We start from the raw sequence: 23,214 nt of genomic DNA, 5'->3' as shown, positions 1-23,214 counted from the left end.
ACCGCATGGCTCAGACGAGGCGGCTATCCACAGGCCGCGAAGTATCGCAGGGGGCGCCGGATGGCGCTTGGCGATGTGCTGCCCCGGTCTCGGCGCTAAATTGCTCCGCCGCGAGCCGACAGCCGTCGCCGAATTTCGCGTAGAAAAATCTGCGTCGGCACGGTCTGTTGTGCCTCGGGATGCGTGATCAGGTAGAGGCAGTAATTCGGCAGCGTCACCGACGGCAGCAAAGGCCAGAGGTGATCACGTTCCTCGCGTGAGACGAGAATGGTCGGCAGAAAGCCAAGTCCGACGCCCATACGGATCATGCGCTTGGCTTCATCCAGGTTTTCCGCTTCGCCTGACGGTCTCAGTCCCAGTCCATAACGCAGGCGGAAATTCTTCACCTCCATCGGCTCATCCGTGCCGGTCACAACGAAGCGTTCGGTGGCAAGTACTTCCGGACGGTTGACCGTCGCCCCATAGAGTGGGCTGGAGCGAGCGCAGTAGAGCTGCTGAAATTCGCGCACCAGCGGCTCGTAAAGCAGTTCGGCGCGCGGCGCGGCATCGAAAGAAATGCAGACTTCCGCGCGGCCCTTGGCCAAGGCCTCGACGACGATCGGACAAGGTGCAACTTCGATTTTCAGGCGGATGCCAGGGTGACGCCGCCGCATCGTATCGAGCGTCGCATCGAGTTCCGGCGATACAACGCCTGAGACGGTGCGGATCGTGAGCAGGCCCTGTACGTCGCCGGACGTCCTGGCGATATCGTTGGGCAGGGATTGGACGGAGTCGAAAAGGGTGTCGCAAAACTTGGCCAGGACGTGCCCCGCCGCCGTCAGCTCGACACCCCGCGGTGTTCGAAGGCATAATTTTTCACCAACGTGCTCTTCGAGACGGCGAAGCGCCAGGCTCACCGTTGGTTGCTGCAGGTTGAGCCTTCGGGCCGCTGAACCGATGCCTTCCGAGCGGCATATTTCGCGGAAAATCTTCAGTAAATTGAGGTCCAAGCGCCTGAAAAGCGAGGCGCCGGACGGCATCGTCTTTTTTCGCACAGCCAATGCGACACCACTCTTGATCGAGTCAGCCTACTCATAAATTCTATTTATGTCACAGATTGTAAAGCGATGGGTTCCCGGTCTCTGCCCGACCGCTGATGATGCGCGCGCCTTCAACAGTCGAATTCGACCTCCCGGGAAAGGATCGAAATTCCATGTCCCCTTCAAATATCGTCGGGTTTTCCTCGACGGAAACAATTGCCGACAAGCTCGCGACGATCACCGCCAAAATCGAGCAGGCGGCCGCGCAGCCGCTAGCCCGTGCGGTGACGTTTCCTCCGGCAGCCTATACCGACGAGGATTATTTCGCCTTCGAAGCCAAGCGCGTTCTTGAGACCGGCTGGCTTTGCGTCGCGCATGTCTCCGAGCTCACGGAGCCAGGCAGCTTTCTCGCCGTCGATCTGCTTGGTGAACCGCTGGTCGTGACGCGCGACGAACGCGATCAGATCCACGTGCTGTCGCGCGTTTGCCCGCACCGCTCTATGGACATCATCCCGGAAGGCTTTGATTTTCCGCGCCGTGGCACCGCGAAGCGTCTGACGTGCCCTTACCATCTTTGGGCGTTCGATCTCGATGGGCATCTCAAGGGCTGTCCGCACATGCAGCGTGTCGAGGATTTCAAAAAGGACGACTGGCAGCTCGCGGGTTTCCGTACCGAGGTCTGGAAGGGCTTCGTCTTCGTCAACTTCGACGGCAACGCGGCGCCTGTCGCCGAGCAATATAAAGACCTCGCGACGATGCTCGCGCCATGGAACACGGAAGACATGGAGGTCGTCATCACGCTCGACTGGGAGTGCGACTTCAACTGGAAGGTGATGATCGAGAATTGGATGGAATCCTATCATCACATCGGTGCGCACGCCGAAACGCTCAATCGCACGATGCCTGGCCAAAACACCTGGAGCGAGCCCGAGCACCCGCATTTCATTCGCGCCCATCTTCCCTTCAAGGAACGCATTCGCGAGGAGATGGAGGAGGCACTGGCCAAAGGCGAAACGCTACCCGGTTTTTCGCCCATCTCCGGTCTTTCGATGGAAAACCAGGTCGAATGGGGGCTTTATGTCGGCTTTCCCTGCTTCATGCTTCTGACAACGCACGACCGCGTGCTGTGGTATCGGCTGCTGCCGCTATCGGCCGGAAAGTGCAAGCTGCAGACAATGACGCTCGTCACGAAGGCTGCGATGGTCGCGCCCGACTACGCTGAGACACTCGCCGCCGAAACTAAAATGCTGAGTGATTTTCACAAGGAAGACATGCTCGTGAACGTCGGCGTGCAGCGCGGGTTAGCGTCACGAAAAGTCGTGCAGGGGCGCCTCAGTCATCTCGAGGAACCGGTCTGGCTTATTCAGCGCTACGTCGCTGCCCGGCTGAAAGGGACGTATCCCGAACGCGCCAAGCGCGCGCCCTACAGCGGTCCGCTCGCGGCCGCTGAATAGACGATATGGTCTCGGCTAGTTGCCGAAGATCTCGCGCTGACGGGCTTCGAGCTCCTGGCGATAGCGCCGGAGCGCGAACGCTTCCGTGATGTAGCCCAAGGCGTGCCTCGACGTTTCGTTGTCGACGATGATCAGGCGCTCTGTTTCGCGCTGTTCAAATAAATGCACGAGCATGTCGAAGCGCGTCGAGGCCATCACCCAGTCATTGCTATGCTCAAGCGACGACTTCAGGTCTTCCAGCGTGCTGCCCGGATTGTCGTTCAATTGGTCGACATGCAAGGCAGCGACATCAAGGAGGCCAACGTACGCCGCCTTTTGGTCCGCGACCGCTACGTACTTCGTCGAGCCGACAGGAAAGCGTGCGCAAAAGTCGGCGAGCGACATGCTGATCGGCACTGTATTCAAATCGCGCCGCATCAGATCGCGGGCCGTCGTCTGTCGTGCCCAGCCGACGTCTTCGCCGCCGAGGATCGCTTCGCCGCGCAGATGAAAACGCCACGTCGCAAACGAGTATCCGAACACTTGCCTGACGGTCAGTGTCGCGGCCAGAACACCGAGCAGAACAGGTTCGACGACCGTCAAGTCGCCGGTAACTTCGATCGCGAGCAGCGCCATCGCCATCGGTGCTCCGACGACTGCAGCGCCAAAGCTTGCCATGCCGACAAGGCTGATGATCGCCACATCGTTCGGCGCGACCACGCCGGCCATCACGCCGACGTTTCCGGCAATGGCGCCCGTGACGGCCCCGAGGAAGAGCGATGTCGAGAACAGGCCGCCACGAAACCCCGAGCCGAGCGACAGCGCCGAAGCCACAATCTTGCCAGCCAGTACGACGGCCAACAGCTTTACCGGCCATTCGTTATTCAGGATCAGCGCCATCGCATCGTGGCCGGAGCCGAGCAGATGCGGCACGAAAATGGCCATTAAACCGACCAGCAGGCCGCCTGCCCATGGCCGGAAGACGTCACGCATTTTGCTCTGTCGGAATATGCGCTCGACACCCGTCACGCAGCGCATCAAACCGACCGACAGTAGTCCGCAAGCGACGCCGAGAAACAGTGCCAGAATGGCGTAACCATCGCTGCCAAAGCCATTTGGATTGAGCGGAATGTGATAGGAGTGGCCGACCAAAAGTCGCGACGCCAGATGTCCCGCCACGGCCGCCGCAACGACGGGTGACAGCGTCGCGACGGTATAGCTGCCGACGATGAGTTCGAAGCCATAAGCGGCTCCTGCGAACGGCGCCGCAAAGGCTCCCGCGATGCCGCCTGCGCATCCTGCGCCGACGAGCATGCGCACGTCGTGACGACGACGGTTCAAGAATTGTCCGACTTTCGAGCCGACGGCTCCGGCAGCCTGCGTAAAGCCGCCTTCGATACCGAGCGACAGGCCGAAGCCGCTCGACAGCAGCGACTGCAAGGCCACGAACGCGCTGTCCCTGAACGACATGCGGCCGCCGTAAAGCGCGTTGGCTTCGATCGGGTCGACGATCACATGCCTCAGCCGCGACTGGTGCAAGTACGTTGCGCCGACAAGGACGCCGCCCAGCGTTACGATGAAAATCACCTGGGTGGGAGAGAGGTCCAATGCCGAGCTGAGCCGCTCTCCCGCATTAAGCCCAAAGAGATATTGGTGCGCGGTTTCCGAGATGAGGATCATCAGCGAAGCGATGGCGCCGCTGGCCGCGCCGACACACGCTGCTGCGACGACCAGGATAAAAGTGTTGTCGCGGAGAAGCTTGCGCAGGGACCCCCGGTAAACGCGGATAACGGCAACAGCCCATCTGAGCGGTCTGCGTTTCTGGCCGAAGGGGAAAAGGCGCATATGGAATTTAAATCGACATGAGGCTCCCAGCTGAGCCGGACCTAGCATACGCCGATTGTCTCTGTCATTGCAGAAGATGCCGTATTCGGGCGGGCGCAAGGCAGCCGAACTTGTACGCTGGGTCGCTTGTGCCAGTCTCCAGCAGAAGACAATGAGCGGTGGAGAGACGGCGCGAGAAGAAAAGAGTAGCTGGACAACTATGACGAGTCGTCGCACCCTGACGCTCTCTATGCAGACCATCAGGAGTCCCGGCCGAAATCCCCTGAAGTCAGGCCGGGGCTTTTCTCTGCCGATTGACGGTACGCCCCAGGACCTATTTCGTTTCCGCGCTCATCCCATAGTATTGCGCTAGAGAATGCATTTGCTCGGCCGTCAGATCTTTCGCGATCGAGCGCCTCCGCGCAAATGTATCATTGTATCTCTCGCCTCTCGCAAATTTCGGAGACGTCTTCGATCTGCCGATCTGTCAGAGCGTTGCCACCGGCGCCATGATATCCGACCGCCGTGCAGACTCCCACGACGCTCCGCCGGCGTGTCGGTGCTGTCCGAAAAGGCCGGACAGATTTTCCGAGCAGGGTACGGTAAATCCCAGAGCTCAGACGGCAAATTCGCTATGTAATTTGACCTTCCGGACGCTTCTGCTTAATGCGGCGTCGCTGCAATGCATTCGGGCCTGCCGACAACAGTTCTCGCGGGGGGCGGCGACCGCCGCTGCGTCATTGGCGCTTGGCGCGAGACCCTGTTATCTTCGGCATTCGGCGCCAGTTATGCTATTGGCCAGCCCACGAAAAGCGGCCGGATGGCGAGCCATCGTCCGCTTGATCTCCAAACGACTGTTACGAGCTCATTACGAGAAAGACCCTCGATATGCCTCCTTATCGTTCCAGGACGACCACCCACGGCAGAAACATGGCTGGAGCGCGCGGTCTATGGCGCGCAACCGGCATGAAGGACGAGGACTTTGGCAAGCCGATCATTGCCGTCGTCAACTCGTTTACGCAGTTCGTTCCGGGGCATGTGCATCTCAAGGATCTCGGACAGCTCGTGGCGCGTGAAATCGAACGCGCAGGCGGGGTCGCGAAAGAGTTCAACACCATCGCCGTCGATGACGGCATCGCGATGGGCCACGACGGCATGCTCTATTCGCTCCCCTCTCGCGAGCTGATTGCCGACAGCGTCGAATACATGGTCAACGCCCATTGCGCTGACGCCATGGTCTGCATTTCCAATTGCGATAAGATTACGCCCGGCATGCTGATGGCGAGCCTGCGGCTCAACATTCCGACCGTGTTCGTTTCGGGTGGACCGATGGAAGCCGGAAAGGTCGTCCACGACGGCAAGGAGACCGCGATCGACCTTGTCGACGCGATGGTCGCTGCCGCCGACGATCGCGTGTCCAACGAAGCCGTCATGGCGATGGAGCGTTCCGCCTGTCCGACGTGCGGTTCGTGCTCGGGCATGTTCACCGCGAACTCGATGAACTGCTTGACCGAAGCGCTCGGCCTTTCGCTGCCCGGCAACGGCTCAATCGTCGCGACGCATGCTGGTCGCAAGCGATTGTTCGTTGAAGCTGGCCATCTCATCGTCGATCTGACCCGCCGCTATTACGAGCAGAATGACGAGACAGCACTACCGCGGACCATTGCAGGCTTTGCCGCCTTCGAGAACGCTATGACGCTCGACATTTCGATGGGCGGATCGACGAACACGGTGCTGCATTTGCTTGCCGCTGCGCAGGAAGCCGAAGTGCCGTTCACGATGAGCGACATCGATCGGCTGTCGCGCCGCGTGCCATGCCTGTGCAAGGTCGCGCCCGCGAAGTCCGACGTGCACATGGAAGACGTTCATCGCGCGGGTGGCATCATGGCGATCCTCGGCGAACTCGATCGTGCGGGCCTGCTCCACACCGACGTTCCGACCGTCCACGCCGCCACCCTGGGTGAGGCCCTGTCGCACTGGGACGTCGCTCAGTCCAACAGTGAGACGGTCGCAGATTTTTATCGCGCATCGCCCGGAGGCGTGCCGACGCAGGTCGCGTTCAGCCAGGATCGGCGTTACGCCGAACTCGACCTCGATCGCACGAAGGGGGTCATTCGCGACAAGGCTCATGCTTTCTCGCAAGACGGCGGCTTGGCCGTACTGTTCGGCAATCTCGCCGAAGACGGCTGCATCGTGAAAACCGCGGGCGTCGACGACAGCATCCTGAAGTTCACCGGACGTGCCCGCGTTTTCGAAAGCCAGGATTCGGCCGTGTCAGACATCCTCGGCGGCCGGGTTAAGCCGGGCGATATCGTGCTGATCCGTTATGAGGGACCGCGCGGCGGACCTGGCATGCAAGAGATGCTCTATCCTACGAGCTATCTGAAATCGAAAGGCCTCGGCAAGGCTTGTGCCCTCGTTACGGACGGGCGCTTTTCAGGCGGATCGTCGGGCTTGTCGATCGGCCACGTATCGCCAGAGGCGGCAGCCGGCGGCGCTATCGCGCTCGTGCAGGAAGGAGACGAGATTCAGATCGACATCCCCGAGCGCCGCATTCATCTCGCGATCAGCGACGAGGAAATGGCAAAGCGTCGGGCCGCGCAGGAGCGGATCGGCTGGAAGCCCGCAGAAGCCCGAACGCGTAAGGTTTCGAAGGCTCTGAAAGCCTACGCCAGCATGGCGACCAGCGCTTCCCGGGGTGCCATTCGCGAAATTTGAGCCTTCAAAATCGGCGCCGTCTTCCTGAGAGGGAGGACGGCCGTTCTGGGCTTGCGGGAATAGGCCGTTTGATGCATCGACGTTCCGTTCCGACTGCAGCGGCACGCCATTATGCCATTCCTATACCGTCGCCCCTTCCGCCTTCTCGATTCCAAATATGGCCATCGCTACCTCTTCGTCACGAAAGGAGATGAGCCATGACATATCCAGGCATAGTACTGATTGGGCGTAACACTTGGGATCGACAAGACAGCGATAAGGGCGCGGCCCGCAAGATCGCGTACAACTTGTTCGCGGTCGTCGCGCTGATGGTTGCGGCAGGCGTTATCACAACTGCATATCATCCAACCAACGGATCGGTATCAAATCCGCGCTTCGAGTCGATGGGCGTGAACCATATCCCAACAACGTTTCGAGGCGCCCCACCGCCAAAACACGGCAGCTGATTGCGGCCAAGCTTCTTTAATGGCCGCTAGCCAGAAAGGTCGGACGACTTTGCTACGAACGGCGTCCGGCCTTTTTGAGCGTTGTTATTCCGAGCGCCAAGCTGCCGCCAGGGTTCTTATGGGATCCTTAGGAGATGACCCCGTGCCCCGCATGGCTTTCGAACATTGGTCACCCGAAATGAAAGTGGTGATGATGACGCGTTCGGAGGCTGCAGATGCTATTTAAGTCTAATTCTGAAAGCGCAGATCGACATGACTCAGCCGCCCTCTTTTGCCAAGCCCGTTTAATCGAACTGACATCGATCACGGATCGCGCGAGAGGCAGTGTTGTGAACCCTCCCACGGATGTCGCCGAGGAAGACCTGCGGAATAAGGGCCATGCCATCGGTCCAACGCACGATAGTCCGGCCGCACAGATATTCCATATGATCGCTCATCGGTCGGGGTCGTGGGAAATTCGCAACGACGAAGGCAGCAAGGCAGGTCTATTTCGCTCGCGCCAAGCCGCAATCAAGTTTGCCCGCGACGAGAGCCCTGACGGACAGTTTATCATCATCGACGACACGACGTGGGCGTAGCCGCACCTTCCACAGGGCCACGCGGGAGGTAGCGCTGCCCCGCATCGTTATGCCGTGCTGACTTTAACCGCCGACGACGCGGTTTCTGCTGCCTAGGGCTATAAGCGGTCTACGGCGGCGACGTCGATCAACTCCCAAGCTTCGCACTCGGCTTCGGAGGGATGCTCCCAAGCGTCGGACGCGGCTTCAAACAGGGCCGGCGGGACAATCTGGGTGAAGGGCTGAGGATATTGATTGCGTCGCGCTACCCGCTCCCGCCGCTCGTTGCGCGGCGCATCCAACATGTGAACGCGAAGAGGCAAATCCTGTGCGCGCGCTTTATCATAAAAGGCGTAGCGCTCTTTCGCGCTTACCAAGCCGATCTCAAGGAGCACATCGATACCCACGGCCAGTATGCTGAGGGAAACATCCCAAAGTAGGCCACGACAACGCTCCCGGTGCTCAATGTACCAGTCGATAACTTCATTCGTCGGACGCGTGTCGGCGCCATACAACCGAACCATGGAGCTATCGAGATCCAAGAATACGCCGCCTGATCTTGCGACGCACTGGCAGGCGTAGGTGGTTTTGCCGGCTCCGACCGGGCCGATGAGCAGATGAAGCGTTCCGCGCGGGTTCATTTGAATCCTCCCACCTGAAACTTGGCGGTAGTGCGACGTTCGATGTCATCCGACCTAGTCCGACGAGGTCACAACGAGACCTCGTTCCCGTAGGCGCGCCTCTATCCGCCCCCATTCGAAGACCGCCTCTCTCAACGAGAGCCACGATGTGACTTCGCGGGAGGCTCATACCTAGCCGATTGGATGTTTTTACCGTTAGGCCAGCCAACCAAAACTCGGCTGAACATACTTCCGGCTTGACATCGGTGCTCAGCGCCAGAGAGGCGTGATCCTGGATTCAGATAAGACGTTGAAAAATGTGATTTTTTGGCTCCGCGGGTAGGGCTCGAACCTACGACCATCCGATTAACAGTCGGACGCTCTACCACTGAGCTACCGCGGAATACCGGGGCTGTGCCCGGAAAGCGCCCCGCATAGCAGAACGAGTCTGCGCTGGCGAGAGGCTAGCTCGATTTTCTTTAGCGCATCCAACGACGCCGGACGGCGACAAGTCGAAGCACGCTTGGAGGCCACGGCCGGAATTGAACCGGCGTTCACGGATTTGCAATCCGCTGCGTCACCACTCCGCCACGTGGCCCCACTCGTATTCGTCCAACCGCCTCTCCGGATCGCAATGTGGTCGTGCAAATCCGGGCGCCAATCGATCGAACGGGCCGTCTAACACAGACGCCGCGCTTCTTACAAGCCGTTACGAAGATCGATTGAAATTGTTTCGGATGAGGCTGCCTCGCCAGGGTTCGAGACGCAACCGGAGCAAGGCCCACGAGGCCGGCACGCGGATGTTTCCTCCCCCAGGGGCAAATTAGTCAGTGAGTACCGTAGATAAGCGTTGCAAACCGCCCACATGCGACCGCTTTCCAGTCGCGCTAGGCTCATGGACTGCGTATAGAAAGACTTAACACAGGCAAGAACTCGGGCGCGGAGACAAGCGTGACGAACACTGCTTTGCAACGCAAGAATATGGTCGAAAGCCAAATCCGCCCGAGTGACGTGACGGACAGGCGCATCACGGCGGCCATGACGGTCATTCCGCGCGAAGCCTTTCTGCCCGCGAAGCTCGCAGACTTGGCCTATAGCGACGAAAGTTTGATGATCGCGCCCGGACGCGAGGTGCTGGCGCCGCGCGTTCTCGCCAAGCTCATTCAATTGGCCGAGATCGAAGAGGCCGACAATATCCTCGTCATCGGTGAAGCCGGTTATGGCGCGGCACTCGTCTCGCAGTTCGCGGCCAAGGTCGTCGCACTGTTGCCTGATGAGGAAAGCGCCAAGACCGCTCGGGCGGCGTTTGCGGCGAACGGCATCACGAACGCTATCGCCGTATCTGGCCCGGCAGCCGCTGGCTGGTCGGCCAAGGCACCATATGATGTCGTCCTTGTCGAAGGCGGGATCGAGCAAGTGCCTGAGACGCTGAAACCGCAGGTTCGCGAGAACGGCCGTTTAGTCGCCATCGCAACGAATGACCGGATCGGCAAGGCCGTCGAGTTTCATAAGCGGGGAGGAATCTTCGCTCTGCGTGAAGGGTTCCAGGCGTCGGCTTTGCCGCTCGCTGGCTTCTCGGTCGAGCGGCCTGCTTTTGTATTCTAAATGGGGATTTCTGGTGCAAAGGGGGCACAGTCGGAGGTCTTTTGACCGAGCTGATGCAGAGTTGCGCTGGAAAACGGATCGCCGAAGCTTTTGAAGAAAGACAGGGAAGTGCATTTCCTGCAACGCTTACAAACAAAAGCGCAGGCGAACACTGGCGTGACGTAAATACCGCCATAGATTACGCAGTGCGTTTATGAAGGGGAAACCCTTTAGTCGGTCGGGATCGAATCGGCTAGACGGGTTACAAACGGGGGTCCGCTCGCTTGTTCGGGGCAGCGAGTGGAATGCAGGTGCACACAATTGGCTAAGACAAAATCAAATCAATTGTCCCGTCGCGACGTGACTTCGGTCCAACGTCGCGCGTTGACTACAATCATCGCTTTAGCGGCCTATGCCGCTTTTTCGACTGACGTCAGCGCCGAGACGCTGATCGATACGCTCTCAGCGACGTACCAGTACAGCCCGACGCTCGATGCGGCCCGCGCCCAGCAGCGTGCGCGAGACGAAGACATTGCTCGTGCGAACTCCGGCTATCGGCCCGACATCAACGCCTCGGCGAATGTCGGCCGTGAGCGCACGAGAACGGTCTCTCCGGTGCCAGGAGCGACGGGGACGAACGTCGGCTCGCCGCGTGGATATGCAATTGATCTCGTGCAGCCGCTGTTCACTGGGTTTCAGGTCACCAACGCCGTCAACGCGGCCGAAGCGAATGACCGCGCCGGCCGTGAAACGTTGCGGAGCACCGAACAGCAAGTTCTGCTCGATGCGGTGACAGCCTACGGCGACGTCACCCGTGATCAGGCGATCGTCAAGCTGAATGAAAACAACCTCAAGTTTCTCGACGCCGAACTGAAAGCTCAAAGAGATCGTTTCGCCGTCGGTGAAGTGACGAAGACGGACGTTGCGCAGTCGGAAGCTCGCCGCGCTCTCGGTCAGTCGGACCTCGATCAGGCGCGCGCCAATTTGAAGTCGAGCCGTGCGATCTTTGAGCAGGTCGTTGGCCATCCGCCTTACAACTTGATTGAGGCCAATCCGAACACCAAGCTTGTGCCGCGAACGCTGCAGGACGCTATCGCGATCGGTACGAAAGAAAATCCGATCGTCGTGCAGGCGCTCTATTCGGAACAGGCCGCCCGCTACACAGTCGATCAGGTTCGTGGCCAGTTGCTGCCCCAGGCGCAACTCGAAGCCAACTACACCGATCAGTACGACGGGTCGGAAGGCATTGATCAAGGAACGTCCGCATCCGTTGTCGCCAGCGTTACTGTTCCGCTTTATGCGCAGGGCGGCGAAGTCTTCGCTCAGGTTCGCCAAGCCAAGCACAACCATATTGCTGCGCTTCAGCAGATTGAGGTGCAGCGTGCTTCGGCCCAATCGCAGGTGGTTCAGGCTTGGTCGCAGCTCGTCGGCTTCAAGGCCCAGGCTGAATCGGACAAGGCGTCGATTGTTGCCAACACCACCGCTTTGAACGGCGTCCGCGAAGAAGAGCGGGTCGGTCAGCGTACGGTTCTCGACGTCTTGAACGCACAGCAGGAATTGCTGCAGTCCCAGGTCAACCTCGAGACTACGAAGCGCAACATTCTCGTCGCGTCGTATACGCTGGTTTCGGCAATCGGACGCCTCAGCGTCTCGGAAGTCGGCGCCGCAACGGCCGTCTACAATCCCGAAGTCCACTACCAGCAGGTTCGTAGCAAGTGGTGGGGTATCGATATCACCCACGGCGACGGCCGCCGGGAACACGTGGATGTCGCACCGGCCAAGTAGCCGGATAGAGTTCTCAAGGGTTTATCGAGGCCGGATTTTTCCGGCCTTGATGCTTTTTTGCATTTCAGCGTCCCCACGCCGCCTTGAGAGTGCCGCTCTCCGGGGATAACTTCGGCGGAGATTGTTGCGGTTTTTCCGCAACCTGCCACCATTATGGCAATCGTTGATGGCGCGATGATTCTAGGCGAAACACCGGGCCTTTATGGTGCAGTCATCGCGTACGCTCGCGCATGCGGGCGGCTCAGTTGCGAAAAAGGTAGGGTATGTCGAGACTTGAATCCAACTCTGAGCCGAGCATGGAGGAGATCCTCGCCTCGATCCGCAAGATCATTGCGGAGGATTCATCCGGCCTAAGAGCGCCATCGGCGGCACCCAAACCAGGCACGCCCTATTCGCCAGCGCCGAAATCAGCCTCGCCTCAGCCGACTCAGGCTCCAGCGCCGACACCGCAGCGCGGGTTCATGTCGCGGGAGGCTTTTTTGAAATCGCCGCCGTCCTCGGAGCCCGAGACGCGGAAAGACACGGATGCGCCGTTTGGAGGTCCACGTTCTGCTGCGGCGGAGCGCGCTGACCTTTCGCCATCGTCGCGGCTTCGTCCGCGTGATGAACCGTCGCCCTTCGACAGAGTTTCGCCCTCTCTTCGCGATCGTGACGCGGCGCCGACGCGAGAGCCCTTCCGGGCGCGCGGTGACGAACGGTCGACTGAATCTGCGCCGACGAACGAATTCAAGGCCGAGCCGCAGTCGTCCGCATCATCGCAGCCGTCCATCTCGCGCAGCGACACGCTTTCGATCGACGCTCAGATTGCGGCCGCTCGGTCCGTGACGATCGAAACGGTCGAGGTTGTGCCCGTCGAGGAGGCGCTTCCGATCGTCAAGGAAGACTCGCCTGCAATTCTCAAGGTCGAGCCTGAGCCCGCAGCCGCCAAGTCCGTCAGCAAGACCGATACCGCAAGCATTATTGAAGCGCAGTTGACGGAACTCCTGAGCGAGGACCTTAACGCGCTCCGCCAGGGCCGCGCGAAGGCGCAAGCAGACGAAACGGCCGCAAAGCCCGACGAGCCGAAAATCGAGGCAGAAGAAACAGCCTCGGCGGAAGCGGCGAAAGACACGGCGTCGAAACCAGAGACCAGCGATCCATTCGCGTTCGATCTTGGCCCATCGCCGTTTGCGCCGAAGCCCGCTCCGCCGCAGCAGAAAACCGAAACGCAGGAAGCGTCAGCGCCTACGCCGAAGACCACATCGGCTCCTGCTGCGGAGGCGGAGCCAGCTCCCGTCGCAAAGGTCACGCCGTCACCGCAAGCATCCGCTCCCGTAGAGCCCGCGCCGCTGCCGAAATTCGAACCCGTCGCTCCGGCGCCGCAGCAGCTCCGCACTTCGGAACCTGCCTCCGAAGAGCCGCCGCACCCTGCGCCGCGCGTCACATCTCCTGAACCGAAACCGGTTGAGGCAAACAATCCGTTTGGGAGCGCTCCGTATTTCGGCCCGTTCGGGCCGCAAAGCGCCAGCCCGGCTGAAAAAGCCGTCTCGCCAGCGGCGATGACGGCATCGCCAATCGCAGCGCCTCCGCCGAAGTCCGAGCCGGAAGCGCCTGCGCCGCGCGGACGGCCTACCTTCGCGGTTCCAAGCGTATCGGCGACGCTGGGTCCGTCCCGCAAGCTGGAGCCGCTTGCAAACGCCTTCCAGCCTGCGCCGCCACCGCCGCCGAGCGTGATGGAAACGTTCGCCCCGGCCGCCGAAAGCGCGCTCGAGCGGCGTTCGTCCGCGGCACAGCAGTCTGCGCCGGAGCCGCCCTGGGCCGCGATTGCTGCCCGCACGGCCTCGCCCGAGCCGCCGTCGTCATCTGCGACGCCGACTGCTGACGACAAGCGCGACGAAACGGTTCTGCATTCGACGCTTCCCGCGACGACATCGGAAACAGCGCTTGACCGCCAGATGGAAGATGCCGTCGCCGATCTTCTCAGGCCGCTGCTCAAAACGTGGCTCGCCGAAAATATGCCGAAGATCGTCGAGCGCGCGCTTCGCCGTGAAATGTCTGAGCGTCTCTTGCCTGGGCAAAAGAACCCACGCGACTAGCCCATTGACCGAAGTGGAGAACGTCGTCTCGGAGACTGTGCTCTCCAGGACGCGATAACGCGCGGTTTGTCAGATCACGGGCCCTACAACAATTTTATTCTTGCCCGTGACTTTCGCCACACGGTTGCCTCGACCCCGTCCTAGCGTTGCCTCCAGCGGGGGGCCGCATCGACCGACAAGTGCGAAGTTCGGCTGCCCGTGACGTCACTGGGTTGGGCACGCGCGCTGCGGCGAACATCTCCAATCCAGCTACGACGAACCGGAGGGGCAACAACGGGGCTGCCGACGCGGTTCTGCGATTTGAAGTTTGTACGCAGAAGAGGATGCGTCATGACACAGATGAACGGAGCGAAACACGACGTTGAGGACATTCTGGCCTCGATCCGCACGAGTATTGCCGATCGCGCGCCCATGTTCGAAAGCGAGAAGCGGGAGGCGCGCATGACGGCATTGCGCGGTCGAAACGCTCTCGCGGAAGAAGCTGCGGATTTCGAGCTGCCGGCGATCTTCAAGTCTTCGGCGCAACCGACCTCCGTGCGGCCCAACTTACTCGGGAGGCTAAGTGAAGCTTTGGCATCAGCACCACCAGAGCGCGAGAGATCGCGCACGGTTATTCCATTCGAGCCGATCCACGGCCGCATGATCGAACCGCCGCCGGTCCGGCGCGAGCAGGCGGAGAAAGAGATTTCGTCGGTCGCAGCCGAGAAGATTGCGGCTGAAAACGACAGCCAGAGACGCAATATGCCGTCGTTCTTCGATACCCGCATGAACCGCATGAGCGCGATGTCGCAGCCGGCTGCCGAACCGCCGCCGGAGCCGGAGCCCGCGCCGCGCGCTCCAATGACCGATATGGCGCAGCCGCCGCGCCTGCCGGATTTCCCGTTTGGTGCTGAATCCGGCGGCGATGTCGAAGACGCCGCGGCCCAGCTTCTGCGGCCGATTCTGCGCCAGTGGCTGTCGGAAAACATGCCTAAAATTGTCGAGAAGGCGCTTATGACGGAAACCGGCCGGCCGACCCACGTCGGCCCCGTGCGCCGCTGAGCATGTCGCAAACGCGCGATGACAGGGTAGAAGGGAGCGAAGGTTGACAGCTGCCGAAGGTCGGCCTTACGACCGTGGTCCGAAAATCACGGCCTGACAGCTGAAAAGCGACGCTCCCTCCAATGCTTGAAAAGACATTCCGACCGGCCGACATCGAGCCGCGTATCAATTCCGAATGGGAGAAGGCCAACGCCTTCAAGGCCGGGCGCGCCGCGTCCGGCGGAAAGAACGCGGCGTACTCGATCGTCATCCCGCCGCCGAACGTGACGGGCTCGCTCCACATGGGGCACGCCCTCAACAACACCTTGCAAGACATCCTCGTCCGTTTCGAGCGCATGCGCGGCCGCGACACGCTCTGGCAGCCGGGCACCGATCACGCGGGCATCGCAACGCAAATGGTCGTTGAGCGCCAGCTCTCCGCCAACAAAGAGCCGTCGCGCCGCGAGCTTGGCCGCGAGGAGTTCTTGAAGCGCGTCTGGACGTGGAAGGAAGAATCCGGCGGCACCATCATCACGCAGTTGAAGCGTCTCGGCGCCTCCTGCGATTGGAGCCGCGAGCGTTTCACAATGGACGAGGGCCTGTCGAAGGCCGTCGTGAAGGTCTTCGTGCAGCTCTACAACGAAGGGCTGATCTACAAGGATAAGCGCCTCGTCAACTGGGACCCGAAGTTCCAAACCGCGATTTCCGATCTCGAAGTCGTGCAGGTCGAAGCGCGCGGAAAATTCACGTGGTCGAAAGACAGCGGCGAGCCGTTTGATCCGGCGGCGCTCGCAAAGGTGCTCGCCAAAGACCCGAGCGGGCACATGTACCACTTCCGCTATCCGCTCACGAAGAAAGTGCCGGGCTACGACAAGGATTACATCGTCGTCGCCACCACGCGTCCCGAGACGATGCTGGGCGATACCGGCGTCGCGGTGCATCCGGATGATGAGCGCTACGCTGCGCTGATCAAGGCGGGCGCAAAGGTAAAGCTGCCGCTGGTCGGCCGTGAAATTCCGATCGTCGCCGACGAATACTCGGACCCTGAAAAGGGCACCGGCGCGGTGAAAATCACGCCCGCGCACGACTTCAACGACTTTGAGGTCGGCAAGCGTCACGACCTTGCGCAGATCAACATTCTCGACGCCTTCGGCAAGATCAACGACGAAGCGCCCGAAGCCTATCGCGGTCTCGATCGTTTCGATGCGCGCAAGAAAGTCGTCTCTGATATCGACGCGCTGGGCCTGCTCGAAAAGATTGAGCCGACCGGCCACACTGTTCCGCACGGCGATCGTTCCGGCGTCGTCATCGAGCCGTGGCTGACGGACCAGTGGTACGTCAACGCGGGCGAGCTTGCAAAAAATGCCGTCTCTGCCGTCGAAAACGGCAAGACCGTGTTCGTGCCGAAGAACTGGGAAAAGACCTACTTCGAGTGGATGCGCAACATCCAACCCTGGTGCATCTCGCGCCAGCTGTGGTGGGGGCATCAGATCCCGGCGTGGTATGGGCCTGACGGTAAGTTCTTCGTCGCCGCGACCGAAGAAGAAGCGCAAGCTCTTGCGAACAAGCACTACGGCAGCGACGTTGCGCTCACCCGCGACGAAGACGTGCTCGACACGTGGTTCTCGTCCGCACTCTGGCCGTTCTCGACGCTCGGCTGGCCCGACGACACGCCGGAGCTTGACCGTTATTACCCGACGTCCGTCCTCGTCACCGGCTTCGACATCATCTTCTTCTGGGTCGCCCGCATGATGATGATGGGCCTCCACTTCATGAAGGAGGTGCCCTTCAAAGACGTCTACATCCATGCCCTCGTCCGCGACGAGAAGGGGCAGAAGATGTCGAAGTCGAAGGGTAACGTCATGGACCCGCTCGTCCTGATCGACGAGTTCGGCGCCGACGCGCTGCGCTTCACGCTCGCCGCGATGGCAGCGCAAGGCCGCGACATCAAGCTCGCGAAATCGCGCGTCGAAGGCTACCGCAACTTCGCGACCAAGCTCTGGAATGCCTCGCGCTTCGCCGAAATGAACGAGTGCGTGCGCCAGCGCGACTTCGATCCGAAGACGGCTGTGCAGACGTTCAACAAATGGATCATCGGCGAAACCGAGCTGACGTCGAAGGCCGTCACCGCCGCGCTTGAAGCCTACAAGTTCAATGAAGCAGCTGGCGCGATCTACGATTTCGTCTGGGGCCAGTTCTGCGACTGGTATCTGGAACTCATCAAGCCGGTGCTCGCGGGCGATGAAGAAGACGCGAAGTCCGAGACGCGCGCCGTCACGGCCTGGACGCTCGACCAGATCTTAAAGATGCTGCACCCGTTCATGCCCTTCATCACCGAAGAGCTGTGGGCGCACATGGTCGAGCACGGCGTGAAGCGCGATGTGCTTCTCTGCCTCAGCCAATGGCCGAATCTCGATGGTCTCGTCGAAGTCGATGCCGTCAACGAGGTGAACTGGCTCGTCAACCTCATCTCGGAAATCCGCTCGGTCCGCACCGAGATGAGTGTGCCCGCTGGCGCAAAAATTCCGCTCGTCATCGTCGGCGCCGATGAGGTCACGCGTCAGCGCGTTCGCCGCAACGACGAGACGCTGCGGCGCATCGCACGCGTCGATGAAATCGACTTCGAAGACGCCGCGCCGAAAGGTGCAGCCCTCGTTGTCGCCGGCGAGACGACGGCGGCCCTGCCGCTCGCCGGCATCATCGACATGGATGCCGAAAAACGCCGCCTCGCGAAAGCGATCGAGGGCGCAGAAGGCGATCTGAAGAAGATGGACGCGAAACTCTCCAACCCGCAGTTCATCGAACGCGCGAAGGAAGAGGCGATCGAGGAAGCGAAAGAGCGCAAGGCCGAGCTTGAAGCCGAGATCAAGCGCTTCTCCGCTGCCCTCAAACGCTTGAGCGACGCGGCTTAGGTTTGCTCAATCGGTCATCCCGGCGAAGGCCGGGATCTCGAATGCGTCAGTTGGAATGCTGGCTGTTGCCGCAGGTGGCTCAGAGGTAGCCATCCGCGCAAATCTCAATTGAGATCGGTGAATTTCTGCGCCGCGCTCTTCTCTGGCGTCAGGAACTTCACGCGCAACGACGTCAGCTTCCAGCCGGTGAGGCGTAATTCCAGCTTCCCGAGATAGAGACGCGACGCATCGTGCTTGTCTTCCATGTCGATCTCGAAGCTTGTCAGGCTCGTGAACTCGGCGCGCTTTACACGCGCCCACGCTCGCGAAACGCGCTCAAAGATCGGCAGCTTGCTCGCGTCATCATCGCTCTCGACATAGCTGCGATAGGTCTGGCGAAGTTTGAAAAGTTTAGGCAGCCCTTCGGGCGTCACATACTTATCGACAAGACCATCGACGACGCCCTGGCCCCAATAAGCCTTGAAGCGTGTCCAGTACCCTTGCTTCTCTGACGCGTCTTTCTCGCTATCGGGAAGGCTCAAGGCGATCTGCGCAATGGCTGGCTTCAGCGTTTCGCGCACGCCTGGCCACTCGATGGCGTGCGCCAGATAATCGGAATCGCCATCGCGCACCGCCTCGCGAATGCTCCACGCAGTCACGAACGGCGAGCCGACGTATGCGACCGCGATGAAGGCGAGCAGAGCGGCAATGACGGCAAATGGCTTCATCGTAATTCAATACCAACCAACGCGCGGTTATCGCAAAAGTCGCAAGCAATTCCGGCCAACATCGGGCTGAAATCAGCTCTTGTCAGCATCCTCTTTTGGATCGCGCGTCACCCGGCATATGGATTTCAGGTCCTCCCATTGCGTGGCGTCGAGTGCGGGCGTCGCCGGATAGGCAGCCTGTGTCCGAACGAGCCGCGCGCGTTCTGCAGGGAGCGGATGCGTGCGCAGCCACGATACCGCGCCCGTCGGGCTGCCGCCCTCCGTTTCCTTCTTCGTGACGCGCGTGAAAAAATCTCCGAGCCCTCTCTGAGAGATGCCCGCCGCCTTCAGAAGCTCCAGCGCGTGAATGTCGGCTTTGTGCTCGGCGCCGCGTGAATAGCCAAGCTGAGCCAGCATCAGCCCGACATTAGCGAGGCCGCCGCCCGCCGTTCCGCCGAGCATGATCTGCAGCGCCGCGCCGAGGCCGACACCGCGAATGAGGGCTGCCTCTGGGTCCGTCTCGATGCCGTGTCCCATCTCGTGCGCCAGAACGCCCGCGACTTCGTCCGCGCTTCCCGCTTTGTCGATCAGGCCTTTCGTCAGAACGATTTGCTCGCCCGGCACCGCAAACGCATTCATCAGCGGCCAGTCGTAAACGTGAATGTCGAACGTCGTTCCCGCAGGCACGCCTTTGGAGAGGCGCTCACTGAGCGTCTTCAGCGCTGCGACGCCCGCCGGATCGACGCATTCCTTGTAGCCTTCAGTCATCGAGTCGCGTGCCGCATTGCCGAGCCGCTCGCGCCAGCTGAGCGGCAAGGTCTTTGCGATCCATTTGGCTGGGCTCCAGCTCAGCACGAAGCCGGCCGCTACGAGCCCGGTGAAAAGCGCAAGCAGCGTTATCCAGATCCGCCTCCGCCGCAGTTGCCGCGCACGTTGGGACAGATGCGGCGCGCGCTCGCGCAAACCCGCTGCGAACGCCGAGCCCTGCACGAACAGCGATGCATTCGGTTCATCGCGCGACGTCAACAAGACGTCGATGGCGTTGGGCCTGATCGGCTCGTCGACCTTCAGCCCGGCATAGTGCCAAATGCGCCGTGGATTTCGGTCGGCGAGATCGACCTCGACGCCCCTCAGTCCAAGATAGGCGGTGCCGTCCATCGGTGCCTGTCCACGTCCCGGCGTGAACCGGCAATAGCTTGAGGCGGGGAGGGGCACTGCGGAACGGCCAGATGACGACATAGGGCTTGGCGCTGTTTCTCGATGCGGTGATCCGCCATGTAAGCACGGTCATCGGTGAAGGAAATGTCTTGCCGGTGACAAAGTCGAGCCTTTGTGCGGACTCAGTCCTAGGCGAAATGCGCAGGAGCCCGACCAAAAATTCGCAGGCCGTCAGGCTGCCGGGCAACGCAACATTAAGCATGAAGTGCCGGTCCGATGACCGATGTTGCCGTTAAGCAACTTCCCGAAAGGGCTACGCCACTTTCGAGCCACAATGACCGCGCACGTGCTGGACGTTAGTCCCGGCGACGCGGCAGCGTTTTTTTTGTTCGCTGTGCCTGTACAGCGGCTCCGCGACTGGCATCCTGGCGTCGTTTCGATCGCCGGATGAGAAACGGACATCGGCAGATGTCCGAAGAGGAATGAATGGACGCAAAGACGTTCGACAAATCGAAACTGCCGAGCCGCCACGTGACGGAAGGGCCGTCGCGCGCGCCGCACCGTTCCTATTACTATGCGATGGGCCTCAAGGAAGAGGACATCCACCGACCGTTCGTCGGCGTTGCCTCGTGCTGGAACGAAGCCGCGCCCTGCAACATCTCGTTGATGCGCCAAGCCCAGTCGGTGAAAACCGGGGTGACAGAAGGCGGCGGCACGCCGCGTGAATTCTGCACCATCACCGTTACCGACGGCATCGCGATGGGCCACCAGGGTATGAAGTCGAGCCTCGTTTCGCGCGAGGTCATCGCCGATTCGATCGAACTCACGATGCGCGGCCATTGCTACGACGCACTCGTCGGCGTCGCAGGCTGCGACAAGAGCCTGCCGGGCATGATGATGGCGATGCTACGCCTCAATGTGCCGAGCGTTTTCATTTATGGCGGCTCGATTCTGCCGGGCCGCTTCAAGGGCCGCGACGTGACCGTTGTCGATGTTTTCGAAGGCGTCGGCATGCACTCCGCGGGCAAGATGTCGGATGCCGAGCTTCATGAGCTTGAGTGCGTCGCCTGCCCATCGGCAGGTTCGTGCGGCGGCCAGTTCACCGCGAATACGATGGCCTGCGTTTCAGAAGCGATCGGCTTGGCGCTTCCCGGTTCGGCCGGAGCGCCCGCGCCGTACGAAAGCCGCGACGCGCTTGCCATAGAAAGCGGCAAGGCTGTCATGCGCCTCGTCGCCGATGGCCTCCGGCCGCGCGATATCTGCACGCGCAAAGCTTTCGAGAATGCGGCAATTGTCGTAGCCGCGACCGGCGGCTCGACCAACGGCGCGCTGCATTTGCCCGCCATGGCGAACGAAGTCGGCATCGACTTCGATCTGTTTGACGTCGCCGAGATTTTCCGGAAAACGCCGTACATTGCCGACCTGAAGCCCGGTGGCAAATACGTCGCGAAAGACGTTTACGACATCGGCGGCGTGCCGCAGATTTTGAAGGCTTTACTCGAAGGCGGTGTATTGCACGGTGATTGCCTCACCGTGACCGGGAAGACACTCGCGCAAAATCTCGAAAGCGTGAAATTCAATCGCGACCAAAAAGTCGTTTTTCCGGTTTCAAATCCGATCTCGAAAACGGGCGGTGTCGTGGGCCTCAAAGGCTCGCTCGCGCCTGACGGCGCAATCGTGAAGGTCGCCGGCCTCAAGACGCTGAAGTTTCGCGGCACGGCGCTGTGCTTTGACTGCGAAGAAGATGCGTTCCAGGCCGTCGATGACCGCAAGTACAAGGACGGCGACGTGATCATCATCCGCTATGAAGGTCCCAAGGGCGGACCCGGCATGCGCGAGATGCTCTCGACAACCGCGGCGCTCTATGGCCAGGGCGCTGGCGACAAGGTTGCGCTCATCACTGACGGACGCTTCTCCGGCGCAACACGCGGACTTTGCATTGGCCATGTCGGTCCCGAAGCTGCTGTCGGCGGACCGATTGCACTCATTCGCAACGGCGACGTCATCGTGATCGATGCCGAAGCAGGAACGCTCGATCTTGAGGTGGGAGAGGAAGAGCTGAAGAAACGGCGCGAGGCATGGAAGGCGCCGTCGAACATGTATCAGTCAGGGGCACTGAGAAAATTTGCGGACCAAGTGGGACCGGCCAGATTCGGCGCCGTAACCCATGCGGGAGGAAAGGCGGAAGTTCACTGCTATGCGGATATTTAAGCTTGCAGTTGCAGGAAGCGTTGCGTCCATTCTGATGTTGGGCACGGCGATGGCGGGAACGGTGGTATTCCGCTCGTCCGACGACGCGATGAAGCAAGGCATTTCGGCGTTCAACGGCGGCTATTACGAATTGGCGCTCCCGGCGCTGGAAGCCTTGGAAGCGACCAAGCCCCAGATCGCCCACTTTTACGAGGCGCGCATCTACGCCGATAACGAAGGCGCGTACACGGATCATGGCAAGGCCTTTCATCTCTACAAGGAGCTGGCAGACGAGCTGCAAGACGTCGACCCAGACGACGATGATCTGGCGCCAATCGCCGCCAAGTCTCTGACCGCGGTTTCGATGTATTTGCGCGATGGCATTCCCTCGGCGGGCATTCAGCCGGATGTCGAGGAAGCCAACCGCGATCTTCAGCGCGCCGCGCTGACCTTCAACGACGAGGACGCGCAATTCGAACTCGCCAAGGTTTATCTGCGCGGCGAGGGGCCGGACATGACGGTCACCGGTTACGACGATCCGGCCAGCAAGATCGAGAACGGCCGCCATTGGCTGTCGCGACTTTCGCAGGCCGGCCATCCCGGTGCTCAGGCGTTTCTTGCCGACTTGATGTGGCGCGGAAAGTTCGTCCAGAAAAACCAGGCGGCGGCGTTGAACCTGATCGACGTTGCGGTGGCCAATGCACCGCCGAGCGAGCGCGTCTGGATCGAGGACATCTACCAGAACATTTTCTGTAATGCCGGTGAAGGCGTTCGCCAGCAGGCCACAGGCCGCGTCGCCGAGTGGCACAATCGCTATGGCCGCAGCCCGGATCTGCAGGAAAGCCGCGATGGTTTGGACGATCTGACGGTCGAGCCGGTGCGGACTTGCGCGAATGGCGAACTCGTCCGCCCAATGAGCGTCCTAGCGACCGATCCGAAAAAGCCTATTCCGCAACCGCAGATGATCAGCACGCCGACGGCGCCGCAGCCCCGGCGCAGCTCGCTCATTCCGGCAGGCGCGGCCAGCATCCAGCCTGCTTCGGAGGCTGCCGCCGTGACTGCTCCGGTACCGGCACCCGTCGTCGGCCTGACACCGAATGGAGAGACTGCGCGCTAGTAGCCGGAGACGCACTCGCCCTGCGATTTTCCGAATGTCATCCTTGGGCTTGTCCCGAGAAACATCGACC

15 protein-coding genes and 2 tRNA genes are annotated in these 23,214 nt (G+C 60.9%); 10 read left to right on the top strand and 7 right to left on the bottom strand.

Features of this window, described 5'->3' with window-relative positions; genetic code table 11:
* Window positions 1–95: 95 nt before the first annotated feature.
* Entirely contained in the window at window positions 96–1,034 is a 939-nt protein-coding gene (locus RLW41_RS00880) for a LysR family transcriptional regulator (RefSeq protein ID WP_414464634.1), read from the bottom strand.
* 158 nt (window positions 1,035–1,192) lie between these two features.
* Here RLW41_RS00880 and RLW41_RS00875 point away from each other — a divergent pair, with 158 nt between their 5' ends.
* Complete coding sequence (locus RLW41_RS00875; RefSeq protein WP_414463121.1) at window positions 1,193–2,473, top strand: aromatic ring-hydroxylating oxygenase subunit alpha; 1,281 nt, start codon at window positions 1,193–1,195, stop codon at window positions 2,471–2,473.
* Between the two features lie 15 nt (window positions 2,474–2,488).
* Here RLW41_RS00875 and RLW41_RS00870 read toward each other — a convergent pair whose 3' ends face one another.
* Window positions 2,489–4,297, bottom strand: a complete 1,809-nt coding sequence (locus RLW41_RS00870; protein ID WP_414463120.1) for a chloride channel protein — start codon at window positions 4,295–4,297, stop codon at window positions 2,489–2,491.
* 867 nt (window positions 4,298–5,164) lie between these two features.
* On the opposite strand from RLW41_RS00870, the gene ilvD (RLW41_RS00865) reads away from it, so the two are divergent.
* Window positions 5,165–6,994 carry a dihydroxy-acid dehydratase gene (gene ilvD, locus RLW41_RS00865; protein ID WP_414463119.1) on the top strand — a complete coding sequence of 610 codons (1,830 nt, stop codon included), beginning with the start codon at window positions 5,165–5,167 and terminating at the stop codon, window positions 6,992–6,994.
* A gap of 775 nt (window positions 6,995–7,769) precedes the next feature.
* Window positions 7,770–8,018, top strand: coding sequence for a hypothetical protein (locus RLW41_RS00860; RefSeq protein ID WP_409560459.1), 249 nt, complete (start codon window positions 7,770–7,772; stop codon window positions 8,016–8,018).
* A 98-nt stretch (window positions 8,019–8,116) separates the two neighbouring features.
* On the opposite strand, the gene RLW41_RS00855 is transcribed toward RLW41_RS00860, so the two are convergent.
* The 3 genes from RLW41_RS00855 to RLW41_RS00845 form a co-directional block, all read right to left on the bottom strand.
* Window positions 8,117–8,638 carry an AAA family ATPase gene (locus tag RLW41_RS00855; RefSeq protein ID WP_414463118.1) on the bottom strand — a complete coding sequence of 174 codons (522 nt, stop codon included), beginning with the start codon at window positions 8,636–8,638 and terminating at the stop codon, window positions 8,117–8,119.
* A 307-nt stretch (window positions 8,639–8,945) separates the two neighbouring features.
* Window positions 8,946–9,020, bottom strand: a tRNA-Asn gene (locus tag RLW41_RS00850).
* A gap of 121 nt (window positions 9,021–9,141) precedes the next feature.
* Window positions 9,142–9,215, bottom strand: a tRNA-Cys gene (locus RLW41_RS00845).
* 353 nt (window positions 9,216–9,568) lie between these two features.
* Here RLW41_RS00845 and RLW41_RS00840 point away from each other — a divergent pair.
* The 5 genes from RLW41_RS00840 to RLW41_RS00820 all read left to right on the top strand — a co-directional run bounded on the left by RLW41_RS00840 (window position 9,569) and on the right by RLW41_RS00820 (window position 17,993).
* The gene (locus tag RLW41_RS00840) at window positions 9,569–10,222 is read left to right on the top strand and encodes a protein-L-isoaspartate O-methyltransferase family protein (protein WP_414463117.1); all 654 of its coding nucleotides are present in this window, start codon (window positions 9,569–9,571) and stop codon (window positions 10,220–10,222) included.
* Between the two features lie 363 nt (window positions 10,223–10,585).
* Complete coding sequence (locus tag RLW41_RS00835; protein WP_414463116.1) at window positions 10,586–11,986, top strand: TolC family outer membrane protein; 1,401 nt, start codon at window positions 10,586–10,588, stop codon at window positions 11,984–11,986.
* A gap of 263 nt (window positions 11,987–12,249) precedes the next feature.
* A complete protein-coding gene (locus RLW41_RS00830; RefSeq protein ID WP_414463115.1) occupies window positions 12,250–14,061 on the top strand; it encodes a DUF2497 domain-containing protein in 1,812 nt (603 codons plus the stop codon).
* 330 nt (window positions 14,062–14,391) lie between these two features.
* Window positions 14,392–15,102 (top strand): DUF2497 domain-containing protein, encoded by a 711-nt coding sequence (locus tag RLW41_RS00825; RefSeq protein ID WP_414463114.1) that lies wholly within the window; start codon window positions 14,392–14,394, stop codon window positions 15,100–15,102.
* A 122-nt stretch (window positions 15,103–15,224) separates the two neighbouring features.
* Window positions 15,225–17,993, top strand: coding sequence for a valine--tRNA ligase (locus RLW41_RS00820; protein WP_414463113.1), 2,769 nt, complete (start codon window positions 15,225–15,227; stop codon window positions 17,991–17,993).
* A gap of 104 nt (window positions 17,994–18,097) precedes the next feature.
* On the opposite strand, the gene RLW41_RS00815 is transcribed toward RLW41_RS00820, so the two are convergent.
* Window positions 18,098–18,700, bottom strand: a complete 603-nt coding sequence (locus tag RLW41_RS00815; protein WP_414463112.1) for a DUF2939 domain-containing protein — start codon at window positions 18,698–18,700, stop codon at window positions 18,098–18,100.
* Between the two features lie 72 nt (window positions 18,701–18,772).
* A complete protein-coding gene (locus tag RLW41_RS00810; RefSeq protein WP_414463111.1) occupies window positions 18,773–19,837 on the bottom strand; it encodes a M48 family metallopeptidase in 1,065 nt (354 codons plus the stop codon).
* Between the two features lie 486 nt (window positions 19,838–20,323).
* Between RLW41_RS00810 and ilvD (RLW41_RS00805) the strand changes: the two genes are divergently transcribed.
* Window positions 20,324–22,048, top strand: coding sequence for a dihydroxy-acid dehydratase (gene ilvD / locus RLW41_RS00805; protein ID WP_409560450.1), 1,725 nt, complete (start codon window positions 20,324–20,326; stop codon window positions 22,046–22,048).
* Window positions 22,035–23,144: a tetratricopeptide repeat protein gene (locus tag RLW41_RS00800; RefSeq protein ID WP_414463110.1), complete on the top strand. Its 1,110-nt coding sequence runs from the start codon at window positions 22,035–22,037 to the stop codon at window positions 23,142–23,144. Before ilvD (RLW41_RS00805) ends, RLW41_RS00800 begins: the two co-directional genes overlap by 14 nt.
* The last annotated feature ends 70 nt before the right edge of the window (window positions 23,145–23,214 follow it).

It is taken from the genome of Hyphomicrobium sp. DY-1, assembly GCF_047497105.1.
In the GTDB taxonomy this organism is placed as follows: Bacteria; Pseudomonadota; Alphaproteobacteria; order Rhizobiales; family Hyphomicrobiaceae; genus Hyphomicrobium_B.
Note: the sequence above shows the minus strand (reverse complement) of the source record. Positions and strands in the feature narration are given on the sequence as shown.

Coding starts and splice junctions, on each gene's coding strand:
- RLW41_RS00875 (WP_414463121.1), top strand. CDS start 1,193: ATGTCCCCTTCAAATATCGTCGGGTTTTCCTCGACGGAAACAATTGCC.
- RLW41_RS00870 (WP_414463120.1), bottom strand. CDS start 4,297: ATGCGCCTTTTCCCCTTCGGCCAGAAACGCAGACCGCTCAGATGGGCT.
- ilvD (WP_414463119.1), top strand. CDS start 5,165: ATGCCTCCTTATCGTTCCAGGACGACCACCCACGGCAGAAACATGGCT.
- RLW41_RS00855 (WP_414463118.1), bottom strand. CDS start 8,638: ATGAACCCGCGCGGAACGCTTCATCTGCTCATCGGCCCGGTCGGAGCC.
- RLW41_RS00830 (WP_414463115.1), top strand. CDS start 12,250: ATGTCGAGACTTGAATCCAACTCTGAGCCGAGCATGGAGGAGATCCTC.
- RLW41_RS00825 (WP_414463114.1), top strand. CDS start 14,392: ATGACACAGATGAACGGAGCGAAACACGACGTTGAGGACATTCTGGCC.
- RLW41_RS00820 (WP_414463113.1), top strand. CDS start 15,225: ATGCTTGAAAAGACATTCCGACCGGCCGACATCGAGCCGCGTATCAAT.
- RLW41_RS00815 (WP_414463112.1), bottom strand. CDS start 18,700: ATGAAGCCATTTGCCGTCATTGCCGCTCTGCTCGCCTTCATCGCGGTC.
- RLW41_RS00810 (WP_414463111.1), bottom strand. CDS start 19,837: ATGGACGGCACCGCCTATCTTGGACTGAGGGGCGTCGAGGTCGATCTC.
- ilvD (WP_409560450.1), top strand. CDS start 20,324: ATGGACGCAAAGACGTTCGACAAATCGAAACTGCCGAGCCGCCACGTG.
- RLW41_RS00800 (WP_414463110.1), top strand. CDS start 22,035: ATGCGGATATTTAAGCTTGCAGTTGCAGGAAGCGTTGCGTCCATTCTG.